This is a genomic window from Kitasatospora cheerisanensis KCTC 2395, from assembly GCF_000696185.1.
In the GTDB taxonomy this organism is placed as follows: Bacteria; Actinomycetota; Actinomycetes; order Streptomycetales; family Streptomycetaceae; genus Kitasatospora; species Kitasatospora cheerisanensis.
In genome coordinates this window covers 5,023,995-5,041,872 of record NZ_KK853997.1, presented here as the reverse complement: position 1 = coordinate 5,041,872, position 17,878 = coordinate 5,023,995, and the positions used below count along the sequence as shown (strand labels likewise).

The 17,878-nt window shown below is 73.3% G+C and carries 12 protein-coding genes, 1 tRNA gene and 1 pseudogene; 5 read left to right on the top strand and 9 right to left on the bottom strand.

Features of this window, described 5'->3' with window-relative positions:
- Positions 1-82: 82 nt before the first annotated feature.
- The 4 genes from KCH_RS22940 to KCH_RS22925 all read right to left on the bottom strand — a co-directional run bounded on the left by KCH_RS22940 (position 83) and on the right by KCH_RS22925 (position 7,705).
- Positions 83-2,005, bottom strand: a complete 1,923-nt coding sequence (locus KCH_RS22940) for a tetratricopeptide repeat protein (RefSeq protein WP_244305407.1) — start codon at positions 2,003-2,005, stop codon at positions 83-85.
- A gap of 352 nt (positions 2,006-2,357) precedes the next feature.
- A complete protein-coding gene (locus tag KCH_RS22935; protein ID WP_035865791.1) occupies positions 2,358-4,364 on the bottom strand; it encodes a glycosyl hydrolase family 18 protein in 2,007 nt (668 codons plus the stop codon).
- A 270-nt stretch (positions 4,365-4,634) separates the two neighbouring features.
- Positions 4,635-4,708 (bottom strand) — tRNA-Met (locus KCH_RS22930).
- 57 nt (positions 4,709-4,765) lie between these two features.
- Positions 4,766-7,705, bottom strand: coding sequence for a UPF0182 family membrane protein (locus tag KCH_RS22925; protein ID WP_084224249.1), 2,940 nt, complete (start codon positions 7,703-7,705; stop codon positions 4,766-4,768).
- Between the two features lie 169 nt (positions 7,706-7,874).
- Here KCH_RS22925 and KCH_RS22920 point away from each other — a divergent pair, with 169 nt between their 5' ends.
- Positions 7,875-8,435, top strand: a complete 561-nt coding sequence (locus KCH_RS22920) for a PPA1309 family protein (RefSeq protein ID WP_208865977.1) — start codon at positions 7,875-7,877, stop codon at positions 8,433-8,435.
- A gap of 65 nt (positions 8,436-8,500) precedes the next feature.
- Here KCH_RS22920 and KCH_RS22915 read toward each other — a convergent pair whose 3' ends face one another.
- The 4 genes from KCH_RS22915 to KCH_RS22900 form a co-directional block, all read right to left on the bottom strand.
- On the bottom strand, positions 8,501-9,580 hold the full coding sequence (locus KCH_RS22915) for a YlbL family protein (RefSeq protein ID WP_035865788.1): 1,080 nt from the start codon (positions 9,578-9,580) through the stop codon (positions 8,501-8,503).
- A gap of 81 nt (positions 9,581-9,661) precedes the next feature.
- The gene (locus KCH_RS22910) at positions 9,662-9,841 is read right to left on the bottom strand and encodes a hypothetical protein (protein WP_035865785.1); all 180 of its coding nucleotides are present in this window, start codon (positions 9,839-9,841) and stop codon (positions 9,662-9,664) included.
- Positions 9,842-10,000: 159 nt separating this feature from the next.
- Positions 10,001-10,441 carry a molybdenum cofactor biosynthesis protein MoaE gene (locus KCH_RS22905; protein WP_084223875.1) on the bottom strand — a complete coding sequence of 147 codons (441 nt, stop codon included), beginning with the start codon at positions 10,439-10,441 and terminating at the stop codon, positions 10,001-10,003.
- Positions 10,442-10,517: 76 nt separating this feature from the next.
- Positions 10,518-11,666: an NAD-dependent epimerase/dehydratase family protein gene (locus tag KCH_RS22900; RefSeq protein ID WP_035865779.1), complete on the bottom strand. Its 1,149-nt coding sequence runs from the start codon at positions 11,664-11,666 to the stop codon at positions 10,518-10,520.
- 190 nt (positions 11,667-11,856) lie between these two features.
- Here KCH_RS22900 and KCH_RS39945 point away from each other — a divergent pair.
- Positions 11,857-13,356 (top strand): annotated as a pseudogene (locus KCH_RS39945) (zinc-dependent metalloprotease); the annotation flags it as partial.
- Between the two features lie 88 nt (positions 13,357-13,444).
- Positions 13,445-14,008: an NUDIX hydrolase gene (locus tag KCH_RS22885; RefSeq protein WP_035865770.1), complete on the top strand. Its 564-nt coding sequence runs from the start codon at positions 13,445-13,447 to the stop codon at positions 14,006-14,008.
- 104 nt (positions 14,009-14,112) lie between these two features.
- Here the strand turns inward: KCH_RS22885 and KCH_RS22880 are convergent, their stop codons facing one another.
- Positions 14,113-14,772, bottom strand: coding sequence for a M48 metallopeptidase family protein (locus tag KCH_RS22880; RefSeq protein WP_035865767.1), 660 nt, complete (start codon positions 14,770-14,772; stop codon positions 14,113-14,115).
- A 243-nt stretch (positions 14,773-15,015) separates the two neighbouring features.
- Between KCH_RS22880 and KCH_RS47290 the strand changes: the two genes are divergently transcribed.
- Together KCH_RS47290 and KCH_RS22870 are read left to right on the top strand one after the other, a co-directional pair.
- Complete coding sequence (locus KCH_RS47290) at positions 15,016-16,125, top strand: ThiF family adenylyltransferase (protein WP_035865764.1); 1,110 nt, start codon at positions 15,016-15,018, stop codon at positions 16,123-16,125.
- A 366-nt stretch (positions 16,126-16,491) separates the two neighbouring features.
- Positions 16,492-17,832 (top strand): ABC1 kinase family protein, encoded by a 1,341-nt coding sequence (locus tag KCH_RS22870; protein ID WP_035865762.1) that lies wholly within the window; start codon positions 16,492-16,494, stop codon positions 17,830-17,832.
- Positions 17,833-17,878: the final 46 nt, after the last annotated feature.

Here is a 17,878-nt window from a genome sequence, read left to right as displayed (position 1 = left end):
GAAGGGGAACGCGCCCGTCGGAAGGACCGCGACGCAGGACATCGACCTGCACCTGCCGCGGCATCCCCGACGTGTGCTCCCGCTACGCGCTGAGCTCCGCGGTCATCGCTTCCAGCAGCCGTCCCGCCCGCTCCGCGACCTCCGCGGGCCCGTACTCGGCCGCCCGCCGGCACCAGTTCTCGGCCTGCACGGCCTCCCCCCGGCGGAGCGCCAGCAGCGCCAGCCGGAGGGCCGCCCGGCCGTGGCCGGCGTCCGCGGCGCGGGTGTACCAGAGCATCGCCTCGGCCTCGGAGTCCTGGCGGGCCAGCAGCAGCCCGAGGTTGAAGGCCGCGCTGCGGCTCCCGCCCTCGGCGGCGCGCCGGTACCAGCTCTCGGCGATCTGCAGCGCTCCCCGTTCGGCGGCCCGGACGCCCATCCGCACCTGCGCCCGCAGGTGCCCGGTGTCGGCCGCGACGGCGTACCAGTGTTCGGCGTCCGCGTCGGCGTCGCCCCGCCGGTCGAGGAGCGAGGCCAGCCGGAACGCTCCCTCCGCGGAGCCGCCCTCGGCGGCCTGCCGGTAGCGGTCGAGGGCACCGGTGAGGTTGCCGCGCTGCTCCTGGACGACGGCGAGCTGCAGGGCGGCTTCGCCGTGGCCCTCGGCGGCGGCGCGGGCGTACCACTCCTGGGCCTGCCGGGTCTCGCCGCGGCCGGCGTGCAGCACGCCGAGGTTGAACGCGCCGTCGACGGAGCCGGCTTCGGCGGCCTTGGAGAACCAGGGTTCGGCGCCGGACTCGTCGCCGCGCTGGAGCAGCATGACGGCGAGCGCGTTGCAGGCCTCGCGGTGTCCGGCGTACGCGGCGCGGCGGTACCACTGCTCGGCCTGGGTGTCGCGGCCGGCGCCGGCGCACAGCAGGCCGAGGTTGAACGCGCCGTTGTGGTCGCCGGCGTCGAGCGCGGCGCGGTACCAGCGTTCGGCGACGGCGTTCTCGCCGCGGCCGGCGTGCAGGGCGCCGAGGGCGTTGGCGGCGGTGCCGTCGCCGGCCTCGGCGGCCTCCTGCCACCATTCGGCGGCGGCGGTGGGGTCGCCGGCGTCGCGGAGCAGGAAGCCGAGCGCGCAGGCGGCGCGGGCTTCGCCGTTCTGCGCGGACTGCCGGTACCAGCGGGCGGCTTCGTCGAGGTCGCCGCGGGCTTCGAGCAGGACGCCGAGGCGGAGCGCGGCGCGGGCGTGGCTGCGGGCGGCGGCGGTGCGGTACCAGGTCTCGGCGGTCTCCTTGTCGCCGGCGGCCTCGCGCATCCGGGCGAGGCGGTAGGCGGCTTCGCGGTGGCCGGAGTCGGCGGCGGCCTTGAACCAGCGTTCGGCGCGGACGTCGCGGCGGTGTTCCATCAGGTCGCCGAGCGCGTACGCGCCGAGCGGGTGGCCCTGTTCGGCGGCGAAGTGCAGCCAGTACTCGGCGGCTTCCTCCTCGCCCTGGTCGCGCAGTTGCAGGCCGAGGGCGTGGGCGGCGGGCGCGGAGCCGGCGACGGCGGCCTGCCGCCACCACTGGGCGGCTTCGGCGCGGTGGCCCTGCTGGTGGAGCAGGACGCCGAGGTTGTTGGCGGCGGCGCGCAGGCCGGCGGCGGCGGCGGTGCGCAGGTAGGGCTCGGCGTCCTGGAGGTCGCCGCGGCGCAGCAGGAGGGCACCGAGCTGGCTGGCGGCACCGGGGTCGCCGGCGTCGGCGGAGCCGCGGTGGCGGGCTTCGAGGGCGGCCTGTTCGCGGGCGGCGAGGGCGGTTTCGAAGCTGTCGGCGCCGTCGTCGCTCTCCAGCAGGTCGCGGGCGGGGGCGGTGGCGACGACCTGGTCGGCGGTCAGGTGGACGAGGCTGTCGGGGCCGTAGCCGGACGCGGCGAGGCCGCCGTTGCCGGCGGTGGTGCGCTGTGCGGGCAGGCTGGTGCCCGACTGGGCGGTGGGTCGGGCACCGGTGTCGGTGTCCGTGGTGCTGCTGGCCGCCAGTCGTTCTCCTGTCCCGTTCCTGCCGATGAGTTTCATGCCGACTCCCGCTCCCCCCGAGTGTCGCGGCATTCGCCCCCGGCCGTCGGCCCGGGGTGGTACCCCCAGGGGTCACGCCGGATCGGACGGCCCGTCAATGGCCGTGCCGCGTCCCCCTCGTGGTCCATCGTCGCATCACCCGCAACCCTCGTACACCTGCTCCGTCCGTTTTGGCGGAGCGGGGCCGAAGCCCGGCGAGATTGCTTCAGCGCTTTGTCGATTTCCCGACACTGGGCGCCACAAACCCCGGCCACGCATCGTACCGGAGTCGATCAACTCTCCGCGCACGCAAGGGCGAAGGCCCGGAGGGCGTTTCCCTCCGGGCCTTCGCTGCAAGAGTGGTGACGATCGGTCAGCTGACGGTGAAGTCGTCCGCCTGGTAGGCGCCCTGTCCGTACCAGCCGTGCACCCAGACGGTCACCGAGGTGACCGAGGCGCCGGTGGTGAACTTGGTGGACAGCTGCGTCCACGCGCTCCCGCCGGGGGTCCAGGTCGAACTGTCCGCGCCGGAGCCGGTGACGCCGAGGTAGGTGTAGTTGCCCTTCACCCACGCGGACAGCGTGTACGTGGTGTTCGGCTTGACGGTCACGGTCTGCTGGCACTGCGCGGTGTCGCCGGCGCCGGCGTTGCCCTGCAGGGCGTACGAGCCGGTGTGGCCGCCGGGGACCGCGCTGCCGCCGCTGCCGGCGCAGGTCCACGGGCTGAGCGCGCCGGACTCCAGGCCGGGGTTGGCGACGATCCCGCCGCCGGGCCCGGACGGCGAGGAGGACGGGCTGCCCGAGGGCGAGCCGGACGGGGAGCCGCTCGGCGAGGAGGACGTCGAGGTGGACGGGGACGGGCTGGTGCCGGTGCTGCTGCTCGCGCTCGGCGAGGGCGAGGCGGGCGGCGCCGGGCAGTTGGCGGCCGAGCCGTTGGTCGCCGTCACCAGCGAGTTGAGCAGCACCGCGTTCGGGTCGTCGTACAGCGAGAACACGAACGAGCCGCCGAGGCCGTTGCAGTGCGCGTAGTCCATCTTGGCCTGGATGGACTTGGCGGTCTCACCGGACCAGAAGGTGGTGCCGTCGTAGAAGTACGAGGCCTGCGAGGCCGGGTCCCAGTACGTGTAGCCGGGGTTGTCGACGACGCCGAGCAGTTCCTTGTACATCCGGACGCCCGCGACGTTGCCGGAGTTCGGCGCACCCTGCGCGGGCCCGCTGGCCGGCTGGAACAGCCCGTGGTTGGCGCCGGCCGCCACGCCCGTCCAGCCGCGGTAGTACAGCGGGACGCCCATGTTCAGCTTGTTGGCCGGGAACCCGCCGGGGATGCCGTACGAGGGGTCGCCGACGGTGTACGCCTTGATCGCCTCGTCGATGGAGTACTTGGCGTTGCCCGGCGGCACGTTGTTCGACGGGTCGTTGGGGTTCTGGTAGATCGGCGTCTGGTGGTTGGTCGGGCCCTGCGCCTCCCAGCCGCCGTGCATGTCGTACGTCATCGGGTCGGCGAAGGTCAGGTACTGGGCGATCTTGTCGGTCTCGATGTACTGGATCTTGTCCTGGCCGGCCGGCAGGGCGGCGCTGAGCGCGTAGGTCTTGCCGTCGGCGGCGCCCTGGGTGTTGAGCTGGTTGCGGAACTCGGCGAGCAGCGCGGTGAAGTTCTGCTTGTCGTTGGGCGAGGCGTGGTTGCCGGTGTGGCCGCCGCCGCCCGGGTACTCCCAGTCGATGTCGAAGCCGTCGAAGATGCCCTTGCCGGTGCCGGGGCCGCCGTAGCCGCCCTGGGCGGGCAGGTTGCCCTTGATGAACATGTCGACGCAGGAGGAGACGAACTTCTTGCGGGAGGCGTCGGTGGCCGCCGCGTCGGAGAAGTACTTGGAGTACGTCCAGCCGCCGACCGACAGCAGCACCTTCAGCTTCGGGTACTTGGCCTTCAGCTCCTGGAGCTGGTGGAAGTTGCCGGCCAGCGGCTGGTTCCAGGTGTCGGTGGTGTTGTCGACGCTGTTGCCGTTGGCGAAGGTCTTCGCGTAGTCGGCGTAGTAGTCGCCCGCGCCGTCGCCGGCGTTCGGGTTGTTCTCGTCCTGGGAGGCCGCCGAGTTGGCCTCGAAGCAGGTCAGGTCGGTGGGGTGGATGTTGGCGAAGTCGTACAGCAGGTAGTCGAGCTTCCCGGCCATGCCGTTGGTGTCGACGTTCTTCAGGTAGTAGGCGTTCTGGTAGATCGACCACTGGTCGAAGTAGGCGATCTTCAGACCGCCGCTGGTGGCGGGGGCTCCGGTGGTGTTGGCCGGTCCGGCGGTCGCGTCGGGGGCGCCCAACAGCGACATCGCCCCGGCGAGCAGGGTGGCGGCCGCGGCCGTGACGGCCCAGACCCTTCGGTTGTTGCGGTGCATGCGGATGTGCCTCTCCTGTCACGTGGGGATGCAGGAACACCGTCCGACACCCGGTCGGGGGAGAGCGGCAGACGGAAGCAGAACACGATCAATTCCCGTTGCTGGCATGCGTGTTGCAGCGCCACGAGGCGGGCGGTGGGGGCCGCTCGTCATGGGCACGACTCAGATTGGACTGGACCAGTGAGGGTGTCAACGGGTCTGCACCGAGGAATGGCGAACGGGAACGGCAAAGGCCCGGAGGCTGATGCCTCCGGGCCTTTCGCTACTGAGTAGCGGGGACAGGATTTGAACCTGCGACCTCTGGGTTATGAGCCCAGCGAGCTACCGAGCTGCTCCACCCCGCGTCGGTGAAACCACTGTAGCACGATCGCGGGGTGGACCAACAAATCGGTTTGCCCAGCTCAGCCGCCGGGTGACGGCGCGGGCGAACCGGACGGCTGACCCGACGGCGCCGGGGTGGCCCCGGCCTTCGGCTCGGCCGCCAGCGCCTCGTTCAGCGCCTTCTGCAGCGCCTGCTGGGCCTGCCCGTACGCCGCCCAGTCGCCGTTCTTCAGCGCGGTCTGGCCGTCGGTGAACGCCTTCTGGGCGTCCGCCAGCGCCTTGTCCAGCGCCGGGTTGGCGCCCGGTGCGGGCGTCGTCGGCGTGGTGGGCGTGGTGGGCGCGGTCGGCGTGGTGCCGCCCGGGTCGGCCGGGGCGGTCGGGGTGGTGGCCCCGCCGGCGGCGTTTCCGAGCACCTTCGCCAGCGCCTTGTCCAGGGTGTCCTCCAGCGCCACGTTGTGGTCGCCGTACACCGCCAGCACCTTCTTCAGCACCGGCACCTTCGCGCCGCGCGCCACCAGGTAGACCGGCTCCACGTTGAGGATGCCGCCGCCGACCGGCAGGGTCAGCAGGTTGCCGTAGACCACGTCGGAGTCGGCGCCGTTGCGCAGCAGGGTGAGCTGGTGGGCGACGTCGGTGTCGGAGTTGAACTTCGCCTGGGTCAGCGCCGGGCCGAGCGCGCCGGAGTCGGAGGTCATCCGCAGGATCCGGAGCTTTCCGTAGTCCGGCCCGGGGTCGGCGTCCGCGGTCATGAACGCGGCCAGGTTCTTCCGGCCGGAGGGCACGAACGAGGTGGTCAGCGAGAAGCTGGCCTCCTTGGCGTCCGGCATCCGCACCGTCAGGTAGTACGGCGGCTGCACCTCGTCGGCGTTGACGGTCGGGTCGACCGGCACCTCCCAGATGTCGGTGCCGTTGAAGAACGCCGTGGCGTCCGTCATGTGGTACATCCCGAGCAGGTCGCGCTGCACCTTGAACATGTCCTGCGGGTAGCGCAGGTGCGGCAGCAGCGCCGCCGGGATGTCCGCCTTCGGCTGGACCGAGCCCGGGAACGCCTTCATCCAGGTCTTCAGCACCGGGTCGGCCTCGTCCCACTGGTAGAGCGTCACCTCGCCGGTGTACGCGTCGACCGTGGCCTTCACCGAGTTGCGGATGTAGTTGACCTCGTTGACGGCGGTCAGGGTGCGGCCGCGCTGGTCGGTCAGCGAGTCCTTGGTGGCGTCGCCGAGGACCGTCTTGGAGGAGAACGGGAAGCCGTCGGAGGTGGTGTAGCCGTCCAGCACCCACACCAGCCGGCCGTCCTCCACCACCGGGTACGGGTCGGCGTCGATCGACAGCCACGGCGCGACCTTCTCCACCCGCTCCTTCGGGGTGCGGTCGTAGAGGATCTTCGCGCCGTCCTTGATCGCGCCCGAGTACAGCAGCTGCGGCTCGGCGAACTTCACCGCGTACGCGGCCCGGGTCAGCGGGTTGTCCAGCGAGACGCCGCTGCCGCCGGTGTACTGGTACGTCCGGTCCGGGTCGGAGTCGCGGGTGTAGTCGATCTCGTCCATGCCGGGGCCGACCACCGAGTACGTGGTGGACTTCTCGCCGTAGTACACCCGCTGCTGGTAGTCGCCCATCGAGCCGGTGGTCGGCAGCGACTGCTGGGTGTAGACCGGGTTGCCGTTGGCGTCGACCTGGTTGCCCTTGGCGGCGACCACGCCGTACCCGTGGGTGTACTTGAAGTGGTCGTTGATGAAGTTGCGCTGCTGAACGCCCGTCAGGTCCAGCTCACGGACACCCAGCACGGTGTCCTGGTCGCCGTACCGGTCGACGTCCAGCGTCTTCGGGAAGGCGTAGTACTGCCGCAGCGCCTGGTTCTGCTGGAACGTCGGCGAGACCACGTTCGGGTCCAGCAGGCGGATGTCGGAGATGGTCTGCGCGTCCTGCTTCAGCTTCTCCGGGTTGGTGGAATCGGTCGGCTTGTACTGCGTCACATCGGCGTCGGCGATGCCGTAGGCCTGCCGGGTCGCGTCGATGTTCTTCTGGATGTACGGCGTCTCCTTGGCCTGCTCGTTCGGCTTGACCTGGAACTGCTGCACGATCGCCGGGTACAGCCCGCCGACCAGCACCGCCGACAGCGCCATCAGCCCGAAGCCGATCAGCGCCGGCGCCCAGGTCCGCCGGATCGGCGTCAGGAAGAACAGCGCCGCGCAGATGATCGCCACGAAGAACAGGATCGTCTTGGCCGGCAGGAACGCGTTCGCGTCCACGTACCGCAGGCCCGTCCAGCCGTCGACGCCCTTGTACGCCTCGCTCTTCACCGCCAGCGCGTACCGGTCCAGCCAGTACGCCACCGCCTTCAGCAGCACGAACACGCCCAGCAGCACGGCCAGATGACCCTGCGCCCCGGCGCTCGCCCGACGGCCCGGGCCCTGCAGCCGCAGGCCGCCGTACAGGTAGTGCACGGCCGTCGCCGCGATCAGCGACACGATCACCGCGCTGAACGCGAAGCCCAGCAGGAACTCGTACCAGGGCAGGTCGAAGGCGTAGAACGAGACGTCCAGGTGGAACTGGCTGTCCTGCTGCCCGAACGGGGTGCCGTTGAGCCACAGCATCCAGGTCCGCCACTGCGCGCCCGCGGCGGCGCCGGCCGCCAGGCCGACCAGCAGCGACAGGCCGATCAGCAGCCACTTGCGGAACGGCGCCACGCCCATCCGGTAGCGGTCCAGGCTCTGCTGCTCCACCGACATCGCGGCCAGCGGCGGCCGCAGCCGGTACGCCAGCCACAGGTTGAACCCGACCACCAGTGCCATCAGCAGCCCGAACACCGCGAACAGGCCGGCCTTCGCGCCCAGTTGCGAGGTGAACACCGAGCCGTACGAGACCGACCTGAACCACAGCCAGTCCGTCCACAGCCCCGCGAACATGACGAACAGCAGGAACAGCGCGGCCAGCACACCGGCCGTCAGCAGCAGCACCTTCGCCCGGCGGGACGGCGGCCCGACTCTCGCTCGAAAACCCGGACCTGTTCGATCCGGCATCTGGAAGGTCAAGATGCCACCTCAGCTGTTGTCGTCGTTGGGGATCACGATGCCGCGCCGTGGACGGGCACGCACCGGTCTCCAGTGCAACTTAAACAGTCTTTACCGGAGTTCCCGGACAATGCGTCGGAGTTGGAGACGGCCCCCCCGGACATGTGAGGATGGCCCCATGTCCGACTCCCCTGACCTGACCTCCGCCGCCGCCGGCATGCCCGCCGCCACCCCGCTCACCCGGGCCGCGCTGGAGATCGACGAGCACGCCGCCACCCTCGGCTGGGACCTCCCCGCCCGCCTGTTCGCCCTGGTCGACAACGCCCAGATGCGCAAGGCCAACCCGCGGCTCGCCACGCAGCTCGGCCTGGACGAGAACCCGACCGGCCTCACCCCGGTCGAGCAGGAGGAGATCCCCCCGGGCACCGAGCTCGACCGCTTCCTCGGCACCATCGCCTGGCCCGACGGCGTGGTCGGCTGCGCCCTGGTGGTCGAGCGCCTGATGCTCCCGCCCGGCGCCGAGTCCTCCCGCCCGAAGAACGCCACCGAGCAGGAGATCAACGACTGGGTCGCCTCCCACCCGCAGCGCCAGGAGGTCCGCATCACCGCCGCGGTCCTGCGCGACGGCGCCCGCGAGATCGCCCTGCGCCTGCGCGAGAAGGACAGCCCCCGCGAGGTCCTCACCGGCCCGGACCTGGTCCCCAACCTGACCCAGGCCCTGCTCGCCACCTTCCAGTAGGCGGACCGGGGAAAGCGGCGGGGCCGCGGACGGGAGCTCCCGTCCGCGGCCCCGCCGCCGTTCCGCTACTTGGTGCAGGCGGGCAGCGCCGCCCGGTCCCCGCTCCGGATCGAGTCGAGCGCCTTGACCGCCCCCGCCAGGTTGTCGACCTTGACCAGCGTGAGGCCGGAGGGCGTGCCCTGCGTCGCCTCGGCGCAGTTGTCCGCGGGGGTGAAGAAGTACTCGGCGCCCTTGTCGCGGGCGGCGATCAGCTTCATCTGGATGCCGCCGATCGGCCCGACCGCGCCGTCGTCGTCGATGGTGCCGGTGCCCGCCACGAACTTGCCGCCGGTGAGGTCGGTGGGGGTGAGCTTGTCGACGATGCCGAGGGCGAACATCAGGCCGGCGCTCGGACCGCCGACGTCCTGCAGGCCGATGTCGATCTTGAACGGGTAGACGTGGTCGACGCCGGGCGTGATGCCGACGATCGCCCGGTCCTCGTCCGGTGCCTTGGCGGTGGTGATGGGCACCTGCACCTCGTCCGCCGGGTTCGGCGTCGGACCGGCCTTGGCGTGCGGGACCACGGTGAAGACGGCGGTCTCGCCGGGCTTGTGCTTCATCACCTGCTCGGCGACCTGGCCGCGGCTGGTGATCGCCACCCCGTCCACCGCGACGATCTGGTCGCCCGCGTGCAGCTTGCCCTCGGACGGCCCGCCGGAGACCACCGAGGAGACGATGATCTCGGTGGTGACCGGGATGTCCAGCTGCTTGAGGGCGGCGGTCTTCGCGCTGTCCTCGGAGGAGGCGAACTCCTCGGCGTTCTGCTGCTGGGCCTCCTGGTCGGTCTGGCCCTTCGGGTACACGTTGTCGTGCGGCACCACCAGCACGTCGCCGCGCATCCAGCCGACGATCGCGGAGACCAGGCTGGGCTGGTAGTTCGCCCCCGTGACCTGGACCGTCGTCATGTTGAGGTGACCGGTGGTCGGGTAGGTCTCGCGGCCGGTGATGGTGATCACCGGGGTGCCCGTCTTGTCCTGCACGCCGAGGGTGTTGTACGTCGGCCCCGGGCTCATCTCGGTGAACGGCACCTTCATCAGGACCGAGGCACAGAGCAGGCCTATCAGCAGCAGGGTGGCGGCGAGCATGGTCGCCGATCGGCGTGGCATGGCACGACAGTACGGGAAGTGCGGGGCCCGGTGTACAGCCGGTGCGCCCGCACACTCCCCCTCGTCCGGCGTGCCGGCGGGCTATTCGCCGCCGGTGTGCCGGGTGCCGCTGTTGCGTTCCATCGCGGCGCGGAACCGTTCGTGCTCGGCGAGCGAGGACGGGTCGGTGATGGATCGCGGCGGTCGCGCCGCCCACCCCGCCCACACCGAGGCCAGCAGTCCGGCCACCACAGGAATGATCAACCAGGCGAGCGCAGCCATTTTCGAACTCCCCACAGGCTCGTCATGTGTATCAGCAGATTAACCGCCAGCAGGGGGAACGGCGCGTGCGGTGTCCGGGTTACGGGACGCGTGGCGCGCTCACCGTCCCGGGGTACGGCCGAACGGGGAACGAGCGGGGCGTGGAACGGACCCGCCGGGTCAGCAGGAGCCCGCGCCGACCCACTCCTCCTCGCCGTCCGCGAACACCTGGTGCTTCCAGATCGGCACCTCGTGCTTGAGCTCGTCGATCAGCCGCCGCGAGGCCTCGAACGCCTCCCCGCGGTGCGGGCAGGAGACCGCGACGATCACCGCGACGTCGCCGATCGCCAGCCGGCCGGTGCGGTGCACCGCCGCCAGCGCCCGGACCGGGAAGTCCGCGCAGATCTTCTCGGCGATCCGGCGCAGCTCCCGCACCGCGGTCGGGTGGGCGCTGTACTCCAGCGCCTCGACCGGCTTGCCCCCGTCGTGGTCGCGCACCGTGCCGACGAACAGCGTGGTGCCGCCCGCCGCGTCGTCGCCGACCGCGGCGTGCACCTCGTCCAACGAGAGCGGGGTCTCGCGGATCGCGAGCAGCCGGATCGGGTCGTGGTTCTCGGACATGGCCCCATCATTCCGCATCGCCGCCGGGGGCCAGGCCCTCTCTTTCGGATCTTGTCGGACCGGCGTGCGGCGCCGGTCAGATCCGGCGGTGCTTGCGCGCCCGGCGGACCAGCGCCGCTGTGCCGATCAGGGCGACCGTCGCGCCGGCCGCGCCCAGGCTGGTCGCGGCCTCCTTGCCGCCCAGCCGGCGCCCGGCCACCGCGTGCTTGCCGGCGACCTGGGCGAGCAGCTCGGCCAGCACCTCCTCGTTGGTGTGCTTCGGCCGCCAGCCCGCCTCGTGCAGGCGGCTGCCGGACACCACCCACGGGTACATGGTGTAGGCGAGGTCGCCGGCCGGGGCCGGGGTCAGGCCGAGGCGGTGCAGCCGGGCCGCGGTGCCCAGCGCCAGCGAGGCGGGCAGTTCCATCCGGCGGATCCCGGACAGCTCCTCCACGTCCTCCTGCTCCAGCCAGCCGTCGCAGCCGACCGTCACCTCGCCCTCGACCAGGCCGAGCGCCGCGTACTCCAGCGCCGAGGCCAGGTCGTCCAGGTGGCAGAACTGCCAGCACGGGCGGGAGCCGGCCACCACCAGCAGCCGCGGGGCCTCGAAGTGGCGGGTGAGCACGGTGTCGATGCCGGGGCCGACCACCACCGCCGGGCGCAGCACGGTGATCTGCAGGCCCGGGTGGGCGCGCGGGGCGCGGCGGGCGAGCCGTTCGATCTCCAGCAGGTCGCCGACCAGCGAGGCCTCCTCGGTGGCCCGCAGCTCGGAGTCCTCGGCCAGCGGGACCTCGTTGTCGGCCAGCGCGCCGTAGACCATCGCGGAGGTGCACAGCACCACCCGGTGCACGCCGGCCGCCGCGGCGGCGGTGACCACGGTCTGCGCGCCGCGCACGTTGTAGGCGCTGCGGGTGCGCGGGTCGGACTCCATGCCGAGGTCCATCGCCAGGTGCACCACCACGTCGACGCCGGACAGCCGCTCGGCGACCGCCGGGTCGCGCACGTCCAGCACCCGCCACTGCACGCCGGGGACCTCGCCGCGGCGGTCGTCCACCGCGAGCACCCGGCGCACGTGCGGGGAGGCCACCAGGCGCTGGGCGACGCGCTCGCCGAGCACGCCCGCCGCGCCGGTGACGGCCACGGTCAGCGGCTTGCCGCCGTAGGCTGGAGTCGGCGAACCGGCGTCGGCCGGCGCGTCCTCGCCCTCGGTCAGCCCAGAGCGAACGTCCGAAGGCGGGGAACTCACCGGCCATCCTCCACGGTTAGCTTAAGTGCGTACGTACGAGTGTCACGCACTGTCCATCCTGCCCGAGGCTCGGCCCCAGCGGTGCACCCGGCGCGGTCGGCCGCGAGACCATTGAAACCGCCCGGAGCCTCCGGGCGGCAGAATTTCCCGCCACACCACCCGCGTGACGGCCGATCAGATCGAGGACCCCGTGAGCGACCTCCCCTTCGGATTCGGCGTTCCCCCCGAGGAGCCCGAGGACGGCAAGAACAAGGGCAAGAAGGACGGCGAGCAGGGCGACTCGACCCCGCAGCAGCCGTTCGGCTTCGGCGCCGGAAACCCCTTCGGGGCGCTGTTCGGCATGGGCGGCCCCGGCGGCGGGCAGGGCGGGGACAATCCGTTCGCCGCGATGATGGGCGGCTTCAACCCCAACGACCTGGGCGCGGCGTTCCAGCAGCTCGGGCAGATGCTCTCGTTCGAGGGCGGCCCGGTGAACTGGGAGCTGGCCAAGAACATCGCCCGGCAGACCGTCGTCGCCGAGCAGCCCGAGGGGAAGACCAAGGACCGCTCGGTGGGCGCCGCCGAGCGCACCGCCGTCACCGAGGCGGTCCGGCTGGCCGACCTGTGGCTGGACTCGGCGACCGAGTTCCCGTCCACCTCCTCCGCGGCCGTGGCGTGGAGCCGCGCCGAGTGGATCGAGGCCACCCTGCCGGTCTGGAAGGACCTGGTCGACCCGGTCGCCGAGCGGGTCGGCAACGCCATGGGCGGCGTGCTGCCCGAGGAGATGCAGGCCATGGCCGGCCCGCTGATGGGCATGATGCGATCCATGGGCGGCGCCATGTTCGGCACCCAGATCGGCCAGGCGCTCGGCGCGCTGGCCGCCGAGGTGCTCGGCTCCACCGACGTCGGCCTGCCGCTGGCGCCCGCCGGGAAGGCCGCGCTGCTGCCGCAGAACATCGCCGAGTTCGGCGACGGGCTGAACGTGCCGTCCGAGGAGGTCCGGCTCTACCTGGCCCTGCGCGAGGCCGCCCACCAGCGCCTGTTCGCCCACGTGCCGTGGCTGCGGGCGCACCTGTTCGGCGCGGTCGAGGCCTACGCCCGCGGCATCAAGGTCGACACCTCCCGGATGGAGGAGCTGGTCGGCCAGCTCGACCCCACCAACCCGGAGGCCCTCCAGGAGGCGCTGGCCGGCGGCCTGCTGCAGCCCGAGGACACCCCCGCCCAGAAGGCCGCGCTGGCCCGGCTGGAGACCGCGCTCGCCCTCGTCGAGGGCTGGGTCGACGCCGTCGTGCACGCCGCCGCCGCGCCGCACCTGCCGCACGCCGCCGCGCTGCGCGAGACGCTCCGCCGCCGCCGCGCCACCGGCGGCCCCGCCGAGCAGACCTTCGCCACCCTGGTCGGCCTCGAACTGCGCCCCCGCCGCCTGCGCGACGCCTCCCGGCTGTGGGCCTCGCTCGCCGACGCCCGCGGCGTCGAGGGCCGCGACGCGCTGTGGAGCCACCCCGACATGCTCCCCACCGCCGCCGACCTGGACGACCCGGACGGCTTCGTGCACCGCGACACCTCCGCCGAGACCGAGGGCGGCTTCGACTTCGACGCGCTGAACAAGCTGCTCGGCGAGGCCGCCGGCGGCAGCACCGGCAAGGCCGACCTGACCAAGGGCGACGCCGACGCGCCGGGCACCGGCAAGGCCGACCCGACCAAGGGCGACGCCGAGGCCCGGGCACCGGCAAGGACGCCGCCGACGGACCCGCCGCGGACCGGGACGGCGACCAGGACGGCCCGGAGGGCGACGCCAAGTGACGTCCCTGCACACCGACGCCGTCCGCGCGCTGACCGACTGGACGCCCGACGGCGACGACCAGCAGGCGCTCCGCCGCGACTACCTGACGCACCTGGCGGCCAACCCCGACGGCCTGTGGCGGGCCTGCCTGCCCGGCCACATCACCGCCAGCGCCCTGGTGGTCGACCCGGCCGAGGGGCGGGTGCTGCTGACGCTGCACCCCAAGGTCGGCAGGTGGCTGCAGATGGGCGGCCACTGCGAGCCCGGCGACGGGACGCTGGCCGCGGCGGCCCTGCGCGAGGCCGTCGAGGAGTCCGGCATCGCCGCCCTGGAGCTGCTCGCCGTCGACGGCCGCACCGCGCCGGTGAAGCTGGACCGGCACCACGTGCGCTGCCTGGGCAAGGACAAGCCCGAGAACGTCCACCTGGACGTGCAGTACGTCGCCCTGGCCCCGGCCGGGGCGCGCGAGCTGATCAGCGAGGAGTCGCTGGACCTGCGCTGGTTCGGCTGGGACGAGCTGCCGGCCGACACCGACCGCTCGGTGCGCGACCTGGTGGCGCGGGCCCGGGCGCTGGTCTAGTCACGCCTGCTGCTGCACCTGACTGCTGCGACCCCTGCGGGCCCGGACGGGCCGGCGGGGGTCGCGTCGTTCCGGACAGCGGACCGGGCGCTCCGGGTGCGGGCTCAGGTGTTCCGGGCGCCCGGGATGTGCGGCAGGCGGGCGGCGGAGGCGACGCCCTCCAGGTAGCCGCGGGCGCGCTCGGTGCGCGGGTAGGCGTCCAGCAGCGCCCAGAACCGGGGGCCGTGGTCGGGGACCAGCAGGTGCGCGAGCTCGTGCAGCAGCACGTAGTCCACCACGTACTCCGGCATGCCCTGGAGGCGGTGGGAGAGCCGGATGGTGCGTTCGCTGGGGGTGCACGAGCCCCAGCGGGAGTTCTGGTTGGTCACCCAGCGGACGTGCTCGGGCTCGGCGCGGCCGTCCAGGTACAGCCGGGACAGCTCGGAGGCCCGGGCCTGCAGCGCCTCGTCGCCGAGCACCCGGCGCTTCTCCTGCGCGGCCAGCTTGTCGAGCATCTGCGCCACCCAGCGCTGCTCCTCGGCGTGCGACATCCGGGCCGGGATCAGCACCACGGTGCGGTCGCCCTCGCGGTACGCGGAGACGGTGCGGCTGCGCCGGGCGCTGCGGCGCACCTCGACCTTGCTGCGGTCGATCCCCCGCTCGGGCCCGCGGGACCGTTCGGCCTCGGTGCTGGCATGCGCGCCGGGCGCCGCGGTCGTGGACCCGGAGGCTGCCCGGGCGCGCCGACGCGACGCCGACCGATGGGAGTCCCGTTCGGCTGCCATGGCACAGGACGTTACCCCGTAGCCGCGACAGAAGTCCGGTACCGGGACGGCGCGGCCCCGGGGACCACCCGGCCGCGTTGTCCACAGGCTGTGCACGGTGATGATCCGACGATCACCCCGGGGCTGTGGACAACGCGTTTCCGTGTACGGAGGGTCGGGGGCAAGCTGCGGTCACCAGTTGATCCGTTGCTGCGGCCGGAAGCTTCGTCCGGGGCACCGGAGACCGACGTTTGGAGGCCCCGCATGCGCCCCGTCCTCAAGCCCGCCCTGTCCCGGCTCTGGCGGGAGAAGCAGACCCTGCAGTTCGGCACCGTCCGACGGCACGCCCGGCTGATCGAGGGCGTCGACCGGAGGCTCGCCATGTTCCTGGAACTGATCGACGGCAGCCGGGACGGGCCCGCCCTGGTCAGCGCCGGGCAGCGGCTTGGCCTGAGCGCCGAGTACTGCCAGGGCATGCTCGACTCGCTCGCGCAGAGCGAACTGCTGGACGACGCCGAGGCCGTGCACGGCGCGCTGAAGCTGTACCCGGCGGCCCGCGGCGAGCTGCTCGGCCCCGACCTGTCCTCGCTCTCCCTGGTGCACCCCGCGCCCGGCGAGGCCGCCGCCGTGCTGCACAGCCGGGCCCGGGCCCGGGTCGAGGTGCGCGGCGCCGGCCGGGTCGGCGCCGCCGTCGGCACCGCGCTGGCCGCCGGCGGCATCGGCGAGGTCGCGGTGCTCGACCGCGGCCGGGTCGCCGCCCGGGACTGCGCGCCCGGCGGCTTCCCGCCCGGCGACATCGGGCGGCTGCGCGCCACCGCCGCCCGCGAGTTGGTGCACCGCGCCACCGGCGCCCCGGTCGGCGAGCGCTACCGGCGGCCGCCCGCCACTCCCCCACCGCCCGCCCTGGTGGTGCTCGCCCCGCGGGACGGCTCCGCCGCGTACACCGGCGCGGCCGTCGACGCCCAGGAGCTGATGCGCGCCGGCATCCCGCACCTGTACACCGGGGTGCTCGAACACCTCGGCGTGGTCGGCCCGTTGGTCGTCCCCGGCGCCTCCGCCTGCGGCAGCTGCGCCACCCTGGCCCGGCGCGACCAGGACGAGGCCTGGCCCCGGCTGCTCGCCCAGCTGATCGACGAGGGCCCCGGCCGGCCCCGCGTCCCGGCCTGCGACAGCGCCGTCGCCGCCTCCGTCGCCGGGCTCGCCGCGCTGCACGTCCAGCTCTACCTGGACGGCGTGCTGCCGCCCAGCGTGGACGGCTGGTGCGAACTGTCCGCGGCGGACGGCATGGTGCGGCGGCTGCGGCTGCGCAGCCATCCCGACTGCGGTTGCCTCTGGCAGTCCGTGACGCCCGGCCAAGCGGGCACAATGGCCTAGGACATGCCTTCGGGTCCGTCCGGCGAACCCCCGCCGATCCACCGCACGCTCCTGCCCGGTGCACCGCCTCCGGAGTGCGGGGCCCGGCGGCGAGGGCCCGCCGGGCGGCCCCGGAAGTCCGCACACCACCGCCGGCGGGGGGCCGCCGGTGGTCCGGCTGATCAGGAGGTCCGGTGAGCGATCTACCGCGCAAGGCAGTGACCGGCACGGCGCGACCGGTCGCCCGCCCGCGCCCCGCGGCGGCGCCGCACCGCGCTGCTGCGCCGCACCGCGTGACGGCCCCGGCCGCCGTCGGCGCCCCGGCCGTCGTCGGAGCGGCCGCTGCCGCCCGGGCTGCCGTCGGCCCGGTCCGGACGGGGGCGGCCGATGTCTGAGATGCCGCGCAAGGCGGTCTCCCGGACGGCCCGGCTGGCGGCCCTGCCGCTGAGCTTCGCCGGCCGCGCCACCCTGGGCCTCGGCAAGCGGCTCGGCGGCCGGCCCGCGGAGGAGGTCGCGGCCGAGCTCCAGGCCCAGACCGCGGAGCAACTCTTCGCCACCCTCGGCAAGTTGAAGGGGGGCGCGATGAAGTTCGGGCAGGCCATGTCGGTCTTCGAGTCCGCCCTCCCGGAGGACGTCGCGGGCCCCTACCGGGCCGCGCTGACCAAGCTCCAGGACTCCGCCCCGGCCATGCCGACCCGCACCGTGCACTCGGTGCTGGCCGCCGACCTCGGCGAGGACTGGGCCGCCAACTTCCGGTCCTTCTCCGACCAGCCGTCCGCCGCCGCCTCCATCGGCCAGGTGCACCGCGCCGTCTGGCAGGACGGCCGGGACGTCGCGGTCAAGATCCAGTACCCGGGCGCGGGCGACGCCCTGCTCAGCGACCTCGGCCAACTCGCCCGGCTGGCCCGGATGCTGGGCCCGCTGATCCCCGGTGTGGACATCAAGCCGCTGATCGCCGAGCTGCGCGAGCGCGTCACCGAGGAGCTCGACTACGAGCTGGAGGCCGAGTCCCAGCAGCTGCACGCCCGGGAGTTCGCCGGGGACGCCGACATCCTGGTGCCCCGGGTGGTCGCCCAATCCGGGCGGGTGCTGGTCACCGAGTGGCTGGAGGGCAAGCCGCTCTCCCAGGTGATCTCGGACGGCACCCGGACGGAGCGCGACCGGGCCGGCCAGCTGCTCGCCCGCTTCCTGTTCGCCGGCCCGGCCCGCACCGGCCTGCTGCACGCCGACCCGCACCCCGGCAACTTCCGCCTCGTCAAGACCGGCCGCGCCGCCTCCGGCTGGCAGCTCGGCGTGCTCGACTTCGGCACCGTGGACCGCCTCCCCGGCGGTCTGCCGCGCCCGATCGGCACCTCGCTGCGGCTGGCCCTGGCGGGCGACGCCGGCGCCGTCTACGACCTGCTCAAGCAGGAGGGCTTCGTCCGGCCCACCATCTCGCTCGACCCGGACGCGGTGCTCGACTACCTGGTGCCGATCATCGAGCCCACCCGCGCCGAGCAGTTCACCTTCAGCCGCGACTGGATGCGCACCCAGGCCGCCCGGATCGCCGACCCGCGCTCCCCCGCCTACAACCTCGGCAAGCAGCTCAACCTGCCGCCCTCCTACCTGCTCATCCACCGGGTCACGCTCTCGACCATCGGCGTCCTGTGCCAGCTCGGCGCCACCGTCCGCCTGCACGAGGAACTGCTCCGCTGGCTCCCCGGCTTCGCCGAGGACGGCGCCGAGTAGCTCCTCCGGCCCGGGCGACGCCCGCCGGGCGCCCCCGGTCCGGCCG